General features: G+C 72.8%; 16 protein-coding genes. 12 read left to right on the forward strand and 4 right to left on the reverse strand.

Annotated elements, in window-relative coordinates:
• The first annotated feature begins 214 nt into the window (after positions 1-214).
• Positions 215-1,036, forward strand: coding sequence for an alpha/beta fold hydrolase (locus tag ACFW3L_RS23600; protein ID WP_378745633.1), 822 nt, complete (start codon positions 215-217; stop codon positions 1,034-1,036).
• Positions 1,037-1,043: 7 nt separating this feature from the next.
• Here ACFW3L_RS23600 and ACFW3L_RS23605 read toward each other — a convergent pair whose 3' ends face one another.
• A complete protein-coding gene (locus ACFW3L_RS23605; protein WP_378745639.1) occupies positions 1,044-2,105 on the reverse strand; it encodes a medium chain dehydrogenase/reductase family protein in 1,062 nt (353 codons plus the stop codon).
• Between the two features lie 264 nt (positions 2,106-2,369).
• Between ACFW3L_RS23605 and ACFW3L_RS23610 the strand changes: the two genes are divergently transcribed.
• Positions 2,370-3,455: an S-(hydroxymethyl)mycothiol dehydrogenase gene (locus ACFW3L_RS23610; protein ID WP_378745644.1), complete on the forward strand. Its 1,086-nt coding sequence runs from the start codon at positions 2,370-2,372 to the stop codon at positions 3,453-3,455.
• Complete coding sequence (locus tag ACFW3L_RS23615) at positions 3,452-4,084, forward strand: MBL fold metallo-hydrolase (protein WP_378745654.1); 633 nt, start codon at positions 3,452-3,454, stop codon at positions 4,082-4,084. Before ACFW3L_RS23610 ends, ACFW3L_RS23615 begins: the two co-directional genes overlap by 4 nt.
• A 57-nt stretch (positions 4,085-4,141) precedes the next feature.
• Here the strand turns inward: ACFW3L_RS23615 and ACFW3L_RS23620 are convergent, their stop codons facing one another.
• The gene (locus tag ACFW3L_RS23620; protein WP_378745669.1) at positions 4,142-4,612 is read right to left on the reverse strand and encodes a GNAT family N-acetyltransferase; all 471 of its coding nucleotides are present in this window, start codon (positions 4,610-4,612) and stop codon (positions 4,142-4,144) included.
• A gap of 139 nt (positions 4,613-4,751) precedes the next feature.
• Here ACFW3L_RS23620 and ACFW3L_RS23625 point away from each other — a divergent pair, with 139 nt between their 5' ends.
• Both ACFW3L_RS23625 and ACFW3L_RS23630 read left to right on the forward strand, forming a co-directional pair.
• On the forward strand, positions 4,752-4,961 hold the full coding sequence (locus ACFW3L_RS23625; RefSeq protein ID WP_378745681.1) for a hypothetical protein: 210 nt from the start codon (positions 4,752-4,754) through the stop codon (positions 4,959-4,961).
• Positions 4,962-5,268: 307 nt separating this feature from the next.
• Positions 5,269-6,528 (forward strand): AI-2E family transporter, encoded by a 1,260-nt coding sequence (locus ACFW3L_RS23630; RefSeq protein WP_378745689.1) that lies wholly within the window; start codon positions 5,269-5,271, stop codon positions 6,526-6,528.
• A gap of 10 nt (positions 6,529-6,538) precedes the next feature.
• Here the strand turns inward: ACFW3L_RS23630 and ACFW3L_RS23635 are convergent, their stop codons facing one another.
• Both ACFW3L_RS23635 and ACFW3L_RS23640 read right to left on the reverse strand, forming a co-directional pair.
• Positions 6,539-7,765 (reverse strand): aromatic amino acid transaminase, encoded by a 1,227-nt coding sequence (locus ACFW3L_RS23635; RefSeq protein ID WP_378745694.1) that lies wholly within the window; start codon positions 7,763-7,765, stop codon positions 6,539-6,541.
• Entirely contained in the window at positions 7,759-8,766 is a 1,008-nt protein-coding gene (locus ACFW3L_RS23640) for a DMT family transporter (RefSeq protein ID WP_378745704.1), read from the reverse strand. The genes ACFW3L_RS23635 and ACFW3L_RS23640 overlap by 7 nt, the downstream gene beginning before the upstream one ends.
• An 82-nt stretch (positions 8,767-8,848) precedes the next feature.
• Here ACFW3L_RS23640 and ACFW3L_RS23645 point away from each other — a divergent pair, with 82 nt between their 5' ends.
• From ACFW3L_RS23645 to ACFW3L_RS23675, 7 genes are all read left to right on the forward strand, one after another.
• The gene (locus tag ACFW3L_RS23645; RefSeq protein ID WP_378745713.1) at positions 8,849-9,313 is read left to right on the forward strand and encodes an Lrp/AsnC family transcriptional regulator; all 465 of its coding nucleotides are present in this window, start codon (positions 8,849-8,851) and stop codon (positions 9,311-9,313) included.
• A gap of 705 nt (positions 9,314-10,018) precedes the next feature.
• Positions 10,019-10,837, forward strand: a complete 819-nt coding sequence (locus tag ACFW3L_RS23650; protein WP_378745719.1) for a phytanoyl-CoA dioxygenase family protein — start codon at positions 10,019-10,021, stop codon at positions 10,835-10,837.
• Positions 10,834-11,370 (forward strand): DUF6309 family protein, encoded by a 537-nt coding sequence (locus ACFW3L_RS23655; protein WP_378745727.1) that lies wholly within the window; start codon positions 10,834-10,836, stop codon positions 11,368-11,370. Before ACFW3L_RS23650 ends, ACFW3L_RS23655 begins: the two co-directional genes overlap by 4 nt.
• Positions 11,371-11,452: 82 nt before the next feature.
• Positions 11,453-15,742: an AMP-binding protein gene (locus ACFW3L_RS23660; RefSeq protein ID WP_378745733.1), complete on the forward strand. Its 4,290-nt coding sequence runs from the start codon at positions 11,453-11,455 to the stop codon at positions 15,740-15,742.
• Between the two features lie 29 nt (positions 15,743-15,771).
• Entirely contained in the window at positions 15,772-16,632 is an 861-nt protein-coding gene (locus ACFW3L_RS23665; protein ID WP_378745746.1) for a TauD/TfdA family dioxygenase, read from the forward strand.
• Entirely contained in the window at positions 16,629-17,393 is a 765-nt protein-coding gene (locus ACFW3L_RS23670; RefSeq protein WP_378745753.1) for an SDR family oxidoreductase, read from the forward strand. Before ACFW3L_RS23665 ends, ACFW3L_RS23670 begins: the two co-directional genes overlap by 4 nt.
• Before the next feature lie 3 nt (positions 17,394-17,396).
• Positions 17,397-18,134, forward strand: a complete 738-nt coding sequence (locus ACFW3L_RS23675) for a class I SAM-dependent methyltransferase (RefSeq protein ID WP_378745759.1) — start codon at positions 17,397-17,399, stop codon at positions 18,132-18,134.
• The last annotated feature ends 63 nt before the right edge of the window (positions 18,135-18,197 follow it).

The following is an 18,197-nucleotide window of genomic DNA, read 5'->3' on the forward strand; positions in this document are numbered from 1 at the left end:
CGCGGCCGCCACTAAACCCCCTCCTCCCGCCCCGGGTGTTCGCCCCCCCTTTGGGCCCACAAGCGGGGGGGTCCTCCTGGGCGGCCCCCCCCCCCGGGGGGGGCCCCCCCCCCTCCCGCTTTCCCCGAGCTCGTCCGCTCCGGACCGTCCGACCCTCCGGATAGGATCGCCGCGGCTTCGGCCGGGGCCACGGGACCAAGACGGAGGGACGAGCATGGGCGACCAGGCGACGACGGAGACGTACGCGTCGAGCGCGGGCACGGTGCGCTGGGGCGCCGTCGGTGCGGGGGATCCGGTGGTCCTGCTGCACGGGACGCCCTTCTCGTCCTACGTGTGGCGGGACGTGGCCGCCGCGCTGGCCCCCCGCCACCGCGTGTACTTCTGGGACATGCCGGGGTACGGGACGTCCGAGATGAGGGCGGGCCAGGACGTGTCCCTGGCCGCCCAGGGGCGGGTGTTCACCGAACTCCTCGCGCACTGGGGCCTGGAGTCCCCGAGCGTGGTGGCGCACGACTTCGGCGGCGCGGTGGCGCTGCGGGCGCACCTCCTGCACGGGGCCTCCTACGCGCGGCTGGCCCTGGTCTCCCCCGTGGCGATGGCGCCGTGGGGTTCGCCGTTCTTCCGGTTGGTGGGCGAGCACGCCGAGGTGTTCGAGCGGCTGCCTCCGGCGCTGCACCGGGCCCTGGTGGCCGAGTACGTGCGTTCGGCCAGCGCGCCGGGACTGCTGCCCCCGGTCCTGGACCGACTGGTGGAGCCGTGGACCGGTGCGGAGGGTCAGGCGGCGTTCTACCGCCAGATCCAGCAGGCCGACCAGGCGTACACCGACGAGGTCCAGGGCCTGTATCCGGGGATCGATCTCCCGGTGCTGCTGGCCTGGGGCGAGCAGGACGCCTGGATTCCACCGGAGCGCACCCGGGCCCTGGCGGCGCTGATCCCCGGCCTGGTCGCCCACCCGATCGAGGGCGCCGGGCACCTCGTCCAGCTGGACGCCCCCGCCCAGCTGACCGCCGCTCTGGTGCCCTTCCTCCAGGGGTGAGCGCCCGTCAGGGGTGGTCGGGGACCAGGAGGACCTTGCCGACCACCGTGCCCGACTCCGCGAGCGCCAGTGCCGAGGCCGCCTCGGAGAGAGACACCCGGGCGGCCACGGGCGGGATGAGGACCCCCTCGGCGTGCAGGGAGAGGACCTCTCCGAGGTCGCGCGCGAACCTCCGGCGGAAGTCCGTCGCCCTGCGGTGACCGCTCCAGAGGTTGAAGAAGTGCGCGCCGCGCCCGTTGGGCAGCGCGTTCCACCACAGGAGCCGGGCGAACAGCAGCAGGACGGGGAGCATCGCGTCGCCATCCACGTCCCGGGTGGCGGCGGTGCCGTAGGAGACCAGGGTCCCCCCGCGGGCGAGGAGACGGAAGGAGTCGGTCAGTCCGGCGCCTCCGACGTGGTCGAAGACCGCGTTCACGCCGCCCGGGGCCAGGGCGCGGACCCGGCCGGGGAGGTCCGGTGCCCGGTAGTCGAGGGGGAGGGCGCCGAGCGCGCGGACGGCCTCGGCGTTGCGGGCCGAGGCCGTGCCGATGACCGTGGCCCCGACGTGGCGGGCCAGCTGGACCAGCAGTGAGCCGACCCCGCCGTTGGCGCCGTGGACCAGCACCGTGTCGCCCGGCCGGACCCGGGCGAGCCGGTGGAGCATGCGGTGGGCGGTCACCCCGTTGACCACCAGGGCCTCGGCCGCCCCGGGATCGATCCCCTCGGGGACGGGGACGAGGGCGGCGGCGGGCAGGTCCACGTGGCTGCTCCAGGCGCCCACCTTGGTGAGGGCGGCGTAGCGGTGGCCCACCATGGCGGGGTCCGCCCCGGGGCCGACCCGAGTGACGGTGCCGACGAGGTCGTAGCCGGGCACGAACGGGTAGGGCGGCTGGTCGAAGTACTTGTCCCGGCGCATCTGCTGTTCCGCGAAGGAGACCCCGGTGGCCTCCATCCGGAGCGTGACCCGGCCGGGCCCCGGCGGATCGAGGCTACGGCGGCGGACCACCAGCCCCTCGGGGGCGACGGGCCCGGGGAGCAGGACCTCGGTGATGTCCTGGGCGGTGGACCCGCTCGGTTCGTACTGACGCATGACAGACTCCTCAGATTTGTGAGCGCTCACTCACATCCACGGCCACAGAGATGCATTATCCCCGAGAAACAGCCCAGTTGAGCGCCGCCCAGAGGACGTCGAAGCATCCCTACGCTTAATGTATGTGAGTACACACTCACAATCGCGGACTGTCAACCCCCGAAGCCGCGCCCGGATGATGGACACGTGTCCGGGCGGTGCGGCAGGGTGACCCCTGACGGTGCCCACCGGTACTGACGGCCACGAAGTGCAGGGAGTCTTCTCATGTCGCAACAGGTGCAGGGTGTGATCTCGCGTGCGAAGGGCGCACCCGTGGAACTCACCACCATCGTCGTCCCGGACCCCGGCCCCGGCGAGGCCGTGGTCCGGGTCCAGGCGTGCGGGGTCTGCCACACGGACCTGCACTACCGCGAGGGCGGGATCAACGACGAGTACCCCTTCCTGCTCGGCCACGAGGCAGCGGGCGTGGTCGAGTCCGTCGGCGCGGACGTCACCCACCTCGAACCGGGCGACTACGTGATCCTCAACTGGCGGGCGGTGTGCGGCGCCTGTCGCGCCTGTCGGCGCGGACGGCCCCAGTACTGTTTCGACACCCACAACGCCGACCAGAAAATGACCCTGGAGGACGGCACGGAACTCTCCCCCGCCCTGGGCATCGGAGCGTTCGCCGACAAGACGCTGGTCGCAGCGGGACAGTGCACCAAGGTCGATCCGGCCGCCTCGCCCGCCGCCGCCGGACTGCTCGGGTGCGGGATCATGGCCGGGATCGGCGCCGCCATCAACACCGGAGGGGTCTCCCGGGGCGACTCCGTCGCGGTGATCGGCTGCGGAGGGGTCGGCAGCGCCGCCGTCGCCGGAGCCCGTCTGGCCGGTGCCGGTCGGATCATCGCCGTGGACCTGGAGGACCGCAAGCTGGAGTGGGCCCGGGGGTTCGGCGCCACGCACACCGTGAACGCCCGGGAGGCCGACACGGTCGAGGCGATCCGCGCGCTGACCGACGGCTTCGGCGCCGACGTGGTCATCGACGCGGTGGGGGTCCCCCAGACCTACGAACAGGCCTTCTACGCCCGCGACCTGGCGGGCACCGTGGTGCTGGTGGGCGTGCCCACCCCGGACATGCGTCTGGACCTGCCCCTGCTGGACGTGTTCGGCCGGGGCGGGGCCCTGAAGTCCAGCTGGTACGGGGACTGCCTGCCCTCGCGGGACTTCCCGATGCTCGTCGACCTGTACACACAGGGCAGGCTGGACCTGGACGGATTCGTGACCGAGGAGATCGGGCTCGGTGACGTCGAGGAGGCGTTCGCCCGCATGGAGCGCGGCGAGGTACTGCGATCGGTGGTGCGACTGTGAGTGAAGCGCGAGTGGAACACCTGACCACGTCCGGGGTCTTCACCCTGGACGGCGGTTCCTGGGAGGTGGACAACAACGTCTGGCTGGTGGGTGACGACGAGGAGGTCGTGGTCGTCGACGCCCCGCACGACGCCGAGGCGATCATCGAGGCGGTGGGCGGGCGCCGGGTCGTGGCGGTGCTGTGCACGCACGGCCACAACGACCACGTGAACGCCGCCCCCGCGGTGGCCGACGCGACGGGGGCGCCGATCCTGCTGCACCCCGACGACCGGGTGCTGTGGGACATGACCCACCCGGACCGGGCCCCGGACGGGGACCTGGCCGACGGCGACTCCATCAGGGTCGCGGGCGCCGACCTCATCGTGCTGCACACCCCGGGCCACGCTCCGGGGGCGGTGTGCCTGTACGCCCCGGAACTGAGCGTCCTGTTCAGTGGCGACACCCTGTTCCAGGGCGGCCCGGGGGCGACCGGGAGGTCCTACTCGGACTTCCCGACCATCGTGGACTCGATCCGCACCCGCCTCCTGGCGCTGCCCGAGGAAACGGTCGTCAACACCGGGCACGGTGACTCCACGACCATCGGCGCGGAGGCGCCACACCTCCAGGAGTGGCTGGACCGGGGCCACTAGGAACCGGCCGGTGCCCGCCGCGCGGGCACCGGCCGAAGGGGACCCCCCGTGCCGGGGTCAGTCGAGCTCGATGGCGGCGACGATCTCCCCGTCCTCCACCCGTCCGGTCGGACGGAAGCCCAGACGCAGGTAGAAGCCCTCCGGGCTCCCCTCTCCCGGCACCCAGGAGACCGTGACCCGGGAGAAGCCGCGCCGCCGTGCCTCGTCGAACACACCCTCCACCGCCACGCGGCCGTACCCCTGGCCCTGCTGCTTCTCCCCGACGTTGAGGCGCCAGAGGTCGGCACGGCAGTCGGGGTCCTCGTCCTCGGGGGCGAAGCTCGCCATGACGAAGCCGACCGCCTCGTCTCCGTCCATGAGCAGTCGGGGCCAGGCGGTGTCGCGGTTCGTGTACGCCTGGGCCAGGGAGTACAGGACCGGGGCGACGAACCGCTCCTGCGCCTCGCTCACCTTGATCCCCGTGGCGGCGTCGAGGTTGTCGTCGGTGATCTCCACCAGGCGCGTGGTGGTGGGGGATGTGTCTGTCATGGACGCGAAGCCTACTGAGCGGGAGACGGCGCCGCCACGGGTTTTCCTCGCGGAATCGGGGCCCGGGTGGGGTGGAGGGGCACCTGGTGCGGGTAGGTCCGTGAGGGAGCCGTTGGCCCCACCCCCCTTGGAGGCAGCAGTGCGCATCAGCTCGACCCTCGCGGTACTCGTTCTCGTCTGGCTCGCCATCGGAGTGACGGCGGCCGTGCAACGCGGCTACTTCAGCACCTCGGAGGCGTCCTGTTCCTCCCTGGGCAGTGTCGCGGTCACCATCTTCGTCGGCCCCCTGAACTACGTCGGCGTCAACCCGATCATCGAGTGCCCGGAGCTGCCCGAACCCTCCGAGTGACCCGGAACCCACCGTCACGGGCCCGGTCCGGAGTGGCAGGCGGCCGTTCCGGACCCGGCCGGGGGTGTCCCTGAGCTGAACGGCGGCGGCCGACGTCCCCACGTACTCCCGGTGCGGGTGAGTGGGGCACTCCGGGCGACACGCCCATCCGGTGATCCGGTACGCGCCTCCCCGCCCGTGACGCGTGCGGAGGCCAGACTCGGTGTCACCCCGCGTCACATCGCACTCATGGCTGGTTCCGGAGGGCTGGTCGACGCGGTTCGTGGCGCGTGACGACGGTCCGCGCCGACCGGAGAACGGAGCGCATGTGCAAGCCCAGTGGCCGGGCGTCGGGGCCCTCGTGAACAAGTGGAACGCCACTCGCAGGGCCCGTATCGAGCGGGAACGGGAGCGGTTCGAGGCCGAGGACGCGGATTCCGGCCCCCAGGACCCGGACGACGGCAGGCGCGCCGGCGACCTCCTGCGGGTGGCCGCCGACGCCTCCTGGCGCGTCCTGGTGATCGGTGTGGTGGCGGGTCTGCTGATCTACGCCCTCACCCGCCTGTCCGTGGTCACGCTCCCGCTGATCATCGCGGTGTTCCTCACGGCGCTGCTGATGCCCCTGGCGAACTGGCTGCGCCGCCCCAACCCGGTCAGACGGCGGGGGTTCGGCCGGGGGGCGTCCACGACGATCACCATGCTGATCGCGGTCGCGGTCTACAGCGGTGTGGTCACCCTGATCGTGACCCCCGCCATCGCGAGCTTCGACGACCTCGTGGCCAGCGTCAACAGCGCCGTCGTCCAACTCCAGAACATGGCCCTGCCCTTCGGTCTGGACCCGGCGCTGCTCACGGAGGCGATCGACAACGCCTGGGTGCAGGTCCAGTCGCTGATCACCGAGAACAGCAACCAGGTCCTGAGCGGCGCGTGGACGGCGACCACCGCCGTGACGCGGGTCGTTCTGGGGATCGTGCTGGTCATCGTCCTGACCATCTACTTCGTGCACTCGGGTGACAAGCTGATGGACTGGATCGCCAGCCTGCTGCCGGTCAGGTCCCGCCCGGTCCTGCGCCACTCGGCCCGGGTCTCCTACGACGTGATGGGCAACTACGTGCGCGGGGTGGCGCTGGTGGGCGTGATCGACGCGATCGGCATCGGTATCGCGCTGCTCCTGCTCATCGACACGAGCCTGGCCATCCCGCTGATCGTGCTCACCTTCGTGGGTGCGTTCCTGCCGATCATCGGCGCGTTCCTGAGCGGGCTGCTGGCGGTCCTCGTGGCCCTGGTGACGGAGAACTGGGTGGTGGCGCTGATCGTGCTCGGCGCGGTGATCCTCGTGCAGCAGTTGGAGAGCAACGTGTTCGCGCCGCGCATCTACGGCCGCGCGTTGGAGCTGCCCTCCGCGGTGGTCCTGATCGTGGTCACGGTCGGCGGCATCCTCGGCGGGATCGCGGGCCTGTTCCTGGCCACCCCGATCGCGGCGGTCCTCGCGGCGCTGCTGCGCAACCGGGCGGCCTCCCCCGAGCCCTCCGTGGCGGAGGCGGAGCCCGCGCACGACGGTTCCGGGGAAGCCGGGTCCACCTCCTGACACCCCGCTCTCACCCCCGGGCCGCCAGGCGCTCCGGCCGAGCCGACGCGGTCCCGCCGTGGACCCGGGCGATCGCGTCGGCGACGCGGTCGAGGAGGTGGACGGGGACCCCGGCGAGGTTGATCCGTCCCGAGGGCAGGCCGTGGATCGCGTGCTCGTCGCGGAGCCGCCCCATCTGGTCCGCGGTGAGGGGCAGACGCAGGAACATGCCCCTCTGCTCCCGAAGCGCCGCGAACTCCGGGGCGGGGGCCCGCAGGTCCAGGGCGTCGGTGAGCCCGTCGCGGAGGAGCCCCAGGCGTCGGCGCATGGAGTCGAGTTCGTCCGTCCAGCGCGTGCGCAGTTCGTCCCGGGTGAGGATCTCGTGGACGATCCGGGCTCCGTGGTCCGGCGGCTGCGAGTACCCGGCGCGGGCGGTGGTCTCCAGGACGCCGTAGGCGAGGGCGCGGCGGGCGGGGTCGTCGGAGACCACGATCGCGCATCCGGTGCGTTCGTTGTACAGACCCCACGCCTTGGAGGCGCTGACCGCGACCACCGCCTCGGGCAGGACCTCCAGCATGCGGCGCATGCCCTCCAGGTCCGCGTCGAGCCCGTCTCCCAGACCGAAGTAGGCGTGGTCGACAAAGGGCACCACACCTCGCTCGGCCATCGCGTGGGCGAGCGCGTCCCAGTCCCGGGTGGGCATCGCGGCGCCGGTGGGGTTGTGGCAGCACCCCTGGAGCAGGAGCACGTCGCCGGGTGCGGCCGTGGCGACGGCCGCGAGGGCGGCGTCCGGGTCCGGGCGCCCGTCCGGGAGCAGCATCGGGTACTCGCGCACGCGCAGCCCGGCGGTGGTGAGGATGGTGCGGTGGTTGAGGTAGGCGGGCGTGCCCAGGTGCACGGTCCGGTCGGGTCCGGTGGCGGCGAGGAGCTCGGACAGGAGCCGCAGCGCCCCGGTCCCCGCGACCGACTGCACCGCCAGAGTGCGGGAGCGGACGTCGTCCGAGGGGAACAGCATGCGGGTGAGCGCGTCGGTGAAGTCGCGGTTCCCGGCGGGGCCCAGGTACTCCTTGGATTCTGAGCGCGCGGCGAGGTTCCGTTCGGCCTCGGCCACGGCGCCGAGGACCGGGGAGGAGCCGGTGTCGTCGCGGTAGACGCCGACGAGGAGGTCGAGCCGCTCGGGACGGGGGTCGGTGTCACAGGCCGCGGTGAGCCGCCAGAGGGGATCGGTGCGCGGCGGGAGCATGGTCGGCATCAGCATGAGGTCTCCAGTTCGGGACGGCGGTTCCCGGCTTCGGTGGGAGTCGGCTCGGCAGGGCGAGGAACAGCGGGGCCCGGCTCGGCAGGGCTGGGCTCGGCGGGCCGGGGCCGCCGGACGCCGAGGAGGTTGAAGGCGACCACGCCGGTGAGGACCAGCAGCAGCGTGACCGTCGTCGCGGGGGTGACCGGTTCGCCGAACAGCGGGACCGCCACGACCAGGGTGACGACCGGGCTGAGCGCTCCCAGCGTGGCGGCGACCGGGCCGCCGAGGCCGCGGATGGCGGTCGCGTAGCACAGGGCGGCGAGCACACCCACGCCGACGCCCTGGACGGCGACGTAGACCAGGACGTCTCCGGGCGCCGCGCCCCCGACCAGCGCGGAGGGGGCCAGGCCCAGCAGCACGGGCACCCCGGCCAGCAGGGCGGAGGGGGCGCAGAGCACGAGCGCGGCGCTGACCGGGTCGAGCGTGGTCTCCCGGAGCGCGAGCGTGTACACCGACCACACCAGTCCGGCGCAGAGCAGGATCACGACCCCGGCGGCCTGGTCCGGTGTGACGGCGGCTGTCACGGACACCGCCGCGCCCAGGACGATGAGCACGAGCGCGCCGAGCTGCGCGGGCCGGGCCCGGGTGCGCCAGAGCGCGAACGCGAGCACGGTGACGAACAGGGGCACGGTCCCGGGGATCACGATCCCCACGAGGGCGGCGCTGGTGAGGGAGCCGCCCCAGGCGGCGAGGAGGAAGTACGGGAGTCCGGCGCCGGCGCAGAGCGCCAGCAGGACACCGGGGCGTTCGTGCCGCACGCGCCGCACGGCCCGGGGGATCCACGGCGCCAGCACCACCAGCGGGGTGAGGAACCGGAGGAGGGCGGCGTCCAGGGCGGTGAGGTCGGAGGCGCCGATCCCACGGATGCTCAGGGCGAACCCCGCCCACAGCACCACGGTCGCGGCCATCGCGGCCAGGCCGACGGTGAGCGAGGGGGTCGCACCGGTAGGTCTGTTCATGGGAGTGAAGGTACGGCGATCGACGGGACCACCGATTGCGCATTATTGCCCGAATAGGCGTCGTTTTGGCAGAATCTGCCTCATGCATCGCTTGGACGAGATCGATCTGCGCATCCTGCACGAACTCCAGGTGGACGGGCGGATCAGCAACCAGGAGCTGGCCGACCGGGTGGGGTTGTCCCCCTCCCCCTGCCTGCGCAGGGTGCGCAGGCTGGAGGAGTCCGGCGTGGTCGCCGGATACACGGCGGTGGTCGACCCGGCGTCGGTGGGGCTGGACATCACGGCGTTCGTGCGGCTGCGCCTGGACTCCCACGGCACGGGCGTGGTGGAGCGGGTGGAGGAGGCCATCCGGAGGATCCCGGAGGTCACCGAGGCCTTCCTCCTGGCGGGAGACCACGACTACCTGCTCAAGGTGGCGGCCCGTTCCTTCCCCGCCTACGAGGAGCTGATGCGCGCCAAGCTGCGCGCCATCCCGGCCGTCTCCTCGATCGAGACGACCTTCGCCATCAGCGTCACCAAGCCCAGTTCACCGCTGCCCGTCGACTGAGACCGGTGACCACGGGACCAGACCCGTTCTCTCGGAGCACTCGGATAAAGCGGAGCGTTCTCGATATCACGCGGGAACGCTCGGGGGCAGCACCCGCCGGGACCATTCAGGCGTCCGGAATCGGCCACGCGCAGAAACGGAGTAACGATCTTCGGCACGCCACGGAGACCGCGTCCCATATCTGTGACCGCATTCATCGTACGCCCCAAATGCCCGAATTGACCTGCGAAAAGCGGAACCCGCCCCTCAAACACCCCGGGTCCCACGGGTTCGACGACGCACCCCGGTTTCGGGTGCACGAAGGGAACTCGGGCATCACATGCGCCCTGAGCTGGCAGAACACGACCCCCACCGGGCACATGGCCACCGCACCCTCCCTTACCCCGCCTCCGTCGAATTCATACTCCGCACTTGCCACGCATTCACCGATCCCGGACCGCCCCGAGCGTAGTTCCAGGCCAGCATCGTGTTCTTCCGATTCCCTTGACAACGATCCGGACAAAGTGAAACTAATACTGTCGACCCTCCGGGCACCTCCACCACACGGGGCCACGGACAGCCACACCAATGGCCCCACACCTCCTGTCCAGCGCACGGCCCTCCGCACCCGGGTCCCCCGCCTTTTCCCCGACGGATTCCCCCGGGAGGGAATCCGTCACGCCCCGGAGAACGACCGACACCCGAGCACGAGCAAGGGGCGAAGACTTGACGCACACGATTCCCCCGGAAATCGACGACGCCACCGAGCGGCGGAGACAGTTCACGGAGTCCGGCTACCTGGTCCTCCCCGGTTTCCTGCCCGCACCCCTCGTCGGCCGCCTCCTGCCCGAGGTGGACCGCTGGGTGGACGAGGGGCTGCGTGAGCGCTCCATCGCCGCCTGCCTCGAGCCGGAGGCACACGGCACGCCCCCGGTCCTGGAGCTGGAGCTGCCCGCGCACGGCGAACTCCTCACCCACGAGCCCCTGTTGGCGATGATCTCCGACCTCATGGGGCCCTCCTTCGTCTTCCACCACCTGCACAGCGACCGACACGGCGAGGCGACCGGCGGCAAGGCCTGGCACCACGACCACGAGCCGAACGACCGTGAGGACCCGAGCCTCCTCATGGTCCACGCGCTGCACTACCTCGGCGGCCTCGATCCGAGCGTCGGACACCTCGCGGTCCTGCCCGGATCCCACCTGGAGCACGCCGCCAAGCAGGCCCGCGCGCACCTGGGCACCAAGGAACTCCCCGGCGAGGCCGTCATCGACCGGCTCCCCCCGGGCTCGACCGTCCTGATGAACTCCGCCCTGTTCCACGCGCGCAGGCCCGCGCCCGAAGGGGTGGACGACCCGGGCCCCCGCTACTTCGTGGACGCCTCCTACTGTCAGACCAGCGCCCGGTGGCACCCGGTGAAGCCGTACTGGCGGCATATGCTCTCCCGGGCACGCGAGCTCGACCTCGGCGGCGGACGCTGGCCGGAGCTGTTCGCGGAGCGGCACTTCACCGAGTACACGACGACGGGACGAGGCTCCATCACATGAAACTGATCGGCACGGTGCCGTTCTCACGGGTCCTGGAGGTCTACCGGGCCGATCACCCTGTCGACCGCCCCCACGAGTCCAACACCAACCAGGACGGGGAGGACGTCCTGCACATGGCCGACGACCTCCTCGGCGTCTGGCACCGTGTCCTGCTGTCCAGGGACGAGGTCCTCGGCGTCGTCCTGCCCTGGCACCTCAGCGAGGGCGGCGGGCGTGAGCTCGTCCCCCGGTCGGGCCGGACGGTGGGCGAGGCGGCGGACCTGGTGCGCTCGGGCGGCGCGGAGATGGCCGAGGCCAACCCGGTCTGCTCGCGGAAGCTGGACCTGTTCCGGGAGGCACCCCTGACCCCCGTCTACCTGAGCACCGTCCCGGTGCCCCACTCCGACTACGCGGACCTGAGGGTACGGACCGGGCTCATCCACCTGGACGGCCTGCACCGGACCGTCGCCTGGGCCGTGTCCGGGCGCCTCTCCCCCGATGAGGAGACCGAGGCGTTCGTGGCGGGCCCCCCGGACACCGCACCGGCCGGGTGAAACGGGTCCTGTCCTCCGGCCCCGGGGGGACAGGTGCCGGGCCGTCCCAAGCAGACACCGCCTGAACTGGAGACCCATCCCCTTGACAGGTACGACGATCCCGGAACTCTCGCTCTCCGACCTGTTGGCGCGCGGCGCGCGCTCCCACCCGGACCGCCCCGCGCTCTCCGACGGGGCCCGCTCCCTGGACCACGCCGGGTTGCTCGCCGCCGCCGACCGGGTGGCGGCCCGGCTCGGCGCACGCGGCGTCGGACGGGGTGACCGGGTCGCGGTGCTGGGTCCGCGCGACATCCGGGTGTGCGCCCTGATGTACGGGGTGCTGCGCTCGGGGGCGGCCGCCGTGGTCGTCGACCCCGCGTGGAGCGGCCCCGACGTACGCAGGCGCCTGGAGGCGGTCGACGTGCGCCACGTGCTGAGCTCCGACGCCGGTCACACCGCGCCCGGGGACCGACACACCGAGGTGGTGGACCCGACCGCGTGGGCCAGTGACCCCGTCCCGTCCGGAGCGTTCCCGCCACGGGTGCGCGCCTCGGACCCCGCCTACCTCTCCTTCACCTCGGGGTCCAGCGGCGAACCCAAGGCGGTCACGGTCACCCACGCCAACACCGTGCACTACGCCCTCTCCCTCCGCGATCGCCTCGGCCTCACCCGCGCCGACGCGCCCTGCGTCGCGCACGTCACCACGCTCGCCGCCGACCTGGGCCACACCTCCTGGCTGCTCGCGCTCGCGACGGGCGGGTCGGTCCACGTGGTGCCCGACGAGCGGACCCGCGACCCGGAGGCCTTCTGGTCCTGCCTGGCCGAGGCGGGGGTGTCGGTACTGAAGACGACCCCCTCCCATCTGACCGCCCTGTTGGAGGGGCGGCCGCCGCGGGCTCCGAGGCTGCACACCCTGCTGCTGGGAGGCGAGGCGCTGCCCCGTCCCCTGGCCACTACGCTCCTCGACTCCGGTGTCGCCGGTCGGGTGGTCAACCACTACGGCCCGACCGAAGCCACCATCGGCGCGAGCTGCTTCGTCGCCTCCTCCCTCGCCGACCTGCCCGAGGACGAGGCCACGGTGCCCATCGGCACGGCGATCGGCCGGAACACCCTCCACCTGACCGACGCGGAGGGGGGTCCGGTGCCGGACGGCGCGGACGGCGAACTGCTGATCGGTGGCCCCGGCGTGGCGGCCGGGTACTTCGGGCGCCCCGAGGAGACCGCCCGCCGCTTCGTCCCGCACGACGACGGTCCGAGGTACCGGACCGGCGACCGGTGCCGCCGCCGACCGGACGGTGCCCTGGTCTTCGCGGGACGGACCGACCGACAGGTCAAGATCCGGGGCTACCGGGTCGATCCGGACGACGTGGAACGCGTGATGGACGACTTCCCCGGAGTGGCGCGCTCCTCGGTCGTCGTGCGCCACAACCCGGCGGGAGCCCAGATCCTGGCGGCGGTGCGACCGGCGGGTGGCGACCCCGGTGACGGGGCCGCCCTCGCGGCCTCCCTGCGCTCCCACCTGCTGGACCGGCTGCCCGCGTACGCGGTGCCCCAACCGGTGGTCGTGGTGCCGGAGTTCCCGACCGGACCGAATGGCAAGCTCGACCGAGAGGCCCTCTCCGCCCTGGTGGACCGGGTCCTGGAACACGACGGGAGGCACCCCGGCGGTGACGGTGCCGCTCCCCCGGACAGGGGCGACGGCCGGGCCCCGGACCCGCTCGTGACGACCATCGCGGACCTGTGGGCGGGCGCTCTCGGCCTGCCCCTGGTCGCCCCGCACGCCGACGTGCTGGAGCTGGGCGGCGACTCGATCCTGGCCATGCGCACGGTCACGGCGCTGCGCCGGTCCGGGTACCGGATCACGTTCGAGGACTTCTACCTGAACCCCACCCCCGTACTCCTGGCGGCGGCCGCCGCTCCGTGGACGAAGGAGGCCACCGCCCCGCTCCTCAGCGGGGACGCGGACGCGGCCGGGACCGGGAGGCTCGCACCGGCCCAGCGCTGGCTCTTCCGGCAGCGGGTGCGCGACCCCCGGCACTGGAACCAGTCGGCGGTCCTGCGGTGCGGGGTGCCGGTGGACCCGGTCGCCCTCTCGTCCGCCGTCGTGGGGGTGCTGCACCGCCACACCGCCCTGCGCCAGCCCGTGGCGGCGGGCGGGCCGGGAGCCCCGCGCCCCTCCGGAGAGGTGGGCGCCGTGACCTTCTCCCGGCTGCCCGACGACCCCGGGGCGGTGTCGGAGACGGTCGAGGCCACCTGCTCGGAGCTGCACCGGTCGCTGGACCCGGAGTCCGGCCGCCTGGTCCGCGTCCACCTGTTCTCCGGCGGGGCCGGGACCGACGACCGGCTCGCGGTGATCGTGCACCACCTGGCCATCGACGGCCTCTCCTGGCGCGTCCTCTTCGACGACCTCGCCCACGCCTACCGGGCCGCGCTCACGGGGAGCCCGGGCCCCATGCCCGTGACCGCCGACTTCTACCGGTGGGCGGCGACCGCCGCACCGCCCGCACCGGAACGCCCGACACCGCCCCCCACGTGGACGCCGACCGACCCCGCCCTGGAACCGGCCGCCCTGACCTGGGCCCTGGACGAGGACTCCACCGCCCGGCTGGTCCGCCGTCACGGTCGTTCCCAGCGGCTGGAGGCCTTCCTCCTGTCGGCCTTCACCGAGGCGGTCCTGCGCTGGAACGGTCGGCCCCGGATCACCGTCGAGGTGGAGACCCACGGCCGCGACACGACGAGCCGGGGCGACGCGTACATGGACACCGTCGGCTGGTTCACGGCGGTCAAGCACGTCACTGTGGCAGCTCCCGGCACCGACACGGAGTCCGCCACCGACTCCGGAGGCGGCGTGGACGTGCGGACCGTGGTCCGCTCCGCCTCCGCCGAGACCACCGCGCGGTTCGAGCGCCTGGTTCGGGAGGCCCCTCAGCTGCCGATGGACGCCGACCTGCCGCGTCCCGAGGCCGGATTCAACTTCCTGGGCACCTTCGAGCTGCCGGACGAGCCGTCCCTGGCCTGGTCCGTCGCCCCGGAGACGGGCGGGGCGGCGCGCTGTCCGAGCGCGGACCCGCACCACCCCCTGAGGCTCACCACCCGCATCGTCGAGGGCAGGCTGGTGGCCGACCTCGTGCACGCCCGGCCGTGGCCGTCCCACGAGGACGCCGACGCCGTCGTCTCCGCCTTCGCCGGTGCGGTCGCCGCCGAGGTCGGGAGCGCTCCCCCTCCGCCGGTCAGGAGCGCCGTCTCCACCTCGGGTCAACTGCTGCTCACCGGCGCGCCGGCGCCCCGGACCGCCAGCCTGAGCGTGCGGGAGCCGGTCCGTGTCCTGCTCACCGGTGCCACCGGTTACCTCGGCCGACACCTGCTGACCGCGCTGCTGGAACGCGACGCCCGGGTGACGTGCCTGGTGAGGGGGGACGACGACGCCCACGCGGCCCGACGGCTGGTCTCGGCGACCGACGGCCCGGACCCTCGGGTCGGCGGGTTCGACGTGGTCGCCGGAGACATCGACCGCGACGGTCTGGGGCTGACACCGGCGGGCCTGGAACGGGTCCGGGACGCCCAGGCGGTGGTGCACGCGGCGGCGGACGTCCGGTTGGTCGCTCCCCCCGCCGACCTGGAACGCACCAACGTCGCGGGGGTCCGCCGCCTGCTCGGGTGGATCGACGCGGAGGTGCCCGGCGCCCGCCTGCACCACCTGTCGACGCTCGCGGTCGCGGGGGGCGTCGACGGGGTCCCGCGCCGGTTCAGCGAGGCCGATCTGCGGATCGGTCAGCGCTTCCGCACCCCCTACGAGCGGACGAAGTTCGCGGCGGAGGAGGAGGTCCGCGCCTGGGCCGCCTCGGGGCGCCAGTGCTACGTCCACCGCAGCGGCCACGTCGCGGCGCACAGCCGGACGGGGGTCTTCCAGCGCAACGTGGAGGACAACCGGATCTACCAGCTCGTGCGCGGCTACGTGCTGGCCGGGGCCGCGCCGAGCCGCCCCTCGGAGTCGTTCGCCTTCTCCCACGTGGACACGGTGGCGGCGGGGATCGCGGCGATGGTGACCCACGCGCACGCGGCACCGGGCGTGTACCACGTGGAGTCCCCGTACACGGTGCCGCACGACGAACTGGTGGCCTGGCTGGTCTCCCTCGGTCACCCCGTCGACCTCACCGACGACCACGCGTTCGGCGCGGCGCTGTCCCGGGTGGAGCGGAGGCATCCGACCGCCGCGCGGCTGGCCTCCGCCTGGTCCGGGCTGGGATCGCGCAACGTGGTGGTCGACAGCTCACACACGACGTCCGCGCTCGACCGCGTCGGCGTGCGCTTCGCGCCGCCGACCCGCGAGTGGTGGGCGGCGGCCATGGCCTGGGCCACGGAGGTCGGCTTCCTCCCCGCACCGCCCCAGTGAATCCCACGACGAAGGGAACGGACCACCAGATGACCGAGAACACCACGACCGAGATCGGTTGGGGAAGCACCACCCTGGACACCCGTCGCGACCTGTGGTCGATGCCGATCACCGACGAGGAGCGCGACCTGCTGTGGCGGGACGCCCGGGCGGAGCGGTGGGAGGCGGCCTCCCCGCTGCGCGAGCGGCTGCGCTCGTTCAGCGCGGAGAGCGTCCGCTCGGTGGGTTTCACCCACGTGCCGAACCTGATCGACCCGTCGGCGGACGAGGACGACATCATCGGTGCCCTCTCCTTCGTGCTGCGGGACTTCGGTGAGATCATCCCGCAGAACGCCGAGGGCGCCCTGTGGCGGGTGCTGCGGGACCAGGACGGTGACGGGAACACCGAGCTCGGGTTCCACTGCGACACCTGTGACCTCCTGGTGCTGTTGTGTCTCCAGCCCGCTGTCCGGGGCGGCGGGTACACGAAGCTCGCCAGCGCCCGCCACGTGCGGAGCATCATCGGCCAGGAGCGCCCGGACGTGCTCGCCACGCTGGAGGAGGACTGGACCTTCGACCGCACCGGCCGGGCCGGACAGCAGGTGATCGTCTCCCCCATCCTGTTCACCCAGGAGGACGGAAGCACGGGCTGCTACTACCAGACCCGCACGGTGCGCACCTCGCCGGAACGGGGCGGGCCGCCGCTGAGTGACCGCCAGTGGGAGGCGCTGGACGTCCTCGACGAGGTCCTGTACCGGCCGGAGATCGCCTTCCAGCTCCTGCTCGACGCCGGTGACCTCCTGGTCATCCGCAACTCGCGGGTCCTGCACGGGCGGTCGCCCTACGTGGACGTGCCCGGCCCGGGCAGCCGTCGCGTGCTGCGCGCCTGGATGAGCACGGGTGCCCGGTGAGCGGGGGGAGGACGGAGCGCGGGGTCGCCGTGGTCACCGGCGGCGGCAGCGGGCTGGGCCGCGCGGCGGCCCTCGCCCTGCTCTCGGACGGCTGGTCCGTGGCGATCGCGGGTCGCCGCGAGGAGGCGTTGAAGGAGACGGTCTCCCAGGCCGGGGAGAACGGGCACCGCATGCTGGCCGTGCCCACCGACATCGGGCGACCGCAGGAGGTGACCGCGCTGTTCGCCGCCGTGCGGGAGCGGTTCGGCCGGGTGGACCTGCTGTTCAACAACGCGGGCGCGGCCGTCCCCCGGGTGCCGGTGGCGGACGTCCGGTTCGAGGACTGGACCCGGATCATGGACACCACTGTGACCGGCACGTTCCTGTGTGCCCAGGAGGCGTTCCGCGTGATGCGGGAGCAGTCGCCCCGAGGCGGGCGGATCATCAACAACGGGGCTCCCTCCGCGCACGCGCCCCGGCCCAACGCCGTCGCCTACACCACGGCCAAGCACGCGGTCCTCGGTCTGACCAAGTCGCTGTCCCTGGACGGGCGCGAGTACGACATCGCCTGCGGGCAGATCGACGTGGGCAACGTGGAGCCAGCGGACGGAGGCGCCCAGCCCCCCGCCAGGCAGGCCGACGGTAGTACGGCGGTGGAGCGGACGATCCCCCTGGAGCGCTTCGTGGAGGCGGTGCTCCTCATGGCGTCGATGCCCCCGGGGACCAACGTGCAGTACCTGACGGTCCTGCCCACGTCGATGCCCTTCGTCGGGCGGGGGTGAGCGGTGTTCGTCAGCGCGCGGAGCTTCGCCGAGTACCGTTCCATGTTCGCGCTCTCGGACCACGATCTGACGTCGCGGATCCTCGACTGTCCGGGCGGCGCCGCGAGCTTCACGGCCGAGGCCGGGGCCCGGGGCTTCGACGTCACGGCGGTGGACCCCGAGTACGGCGTCGACCGGGGGAAGCTGGCCGAGCTGGCCCTGTCGGAGAACGAACACAAACACGCGAACCTCGTCGAACGCGCGTCGGACTTCGTGTGGACGTGGTTCGAGGATCCCGGGCAGTTCACGCGGCTGCGGTCGGAGTCGGCCCGCCGGTTCGGCGCGGACCTCACCGCGCGCCCCGAGCGCTACGTCGAGGGCTCCCTGCCCGACCTGCCCTTCCCTGACCGTTCCTTCGACCTCGTGCTCAGCTCGCACCTGCTGTTCTCCTACGGACGACAGCTGGACGAGGAGTTCCACCGGGAGGCGCTGCTGGAACTGGTGCGGCTGTCCCGCCGGGAGGTGCGGCTGTATCCGCTGTTCCAGCACACCGACTTCACGCGTTACCCGTGGCTGGACCGGACACGGGAGTTCCTGGCCGACTGCGGGGTGCCCTCGCGGGTGGAGCGGGTGGAGTACGCGTTCGACCCCGGGGACGAGGAGATGCTGGTCCTGGAGTGCGCCGACCGCGGGGACCTGCCCCGGAGGGCGGGCTCCCGCGACCAGCACGACCCGGTCCGCTGGCGGCACCTGGACCGCTGACCCCGGCCCGGGGGCGCCCCGAGGAGGGCGGCCCCGGGGGCGCCGGACTCGGGGACCCACGCG

The sequence above is a fragment of the Nocardiopsis sp. NPDC058789 genome (assembly GCF_042745575.1).
Lineage (GTDB): Bacteria > Actinomycetota > Actinomycetes > Streptosporangiales > Streptosporangiaceae > Nocardiopsis > Nocardiopsis eucommiae.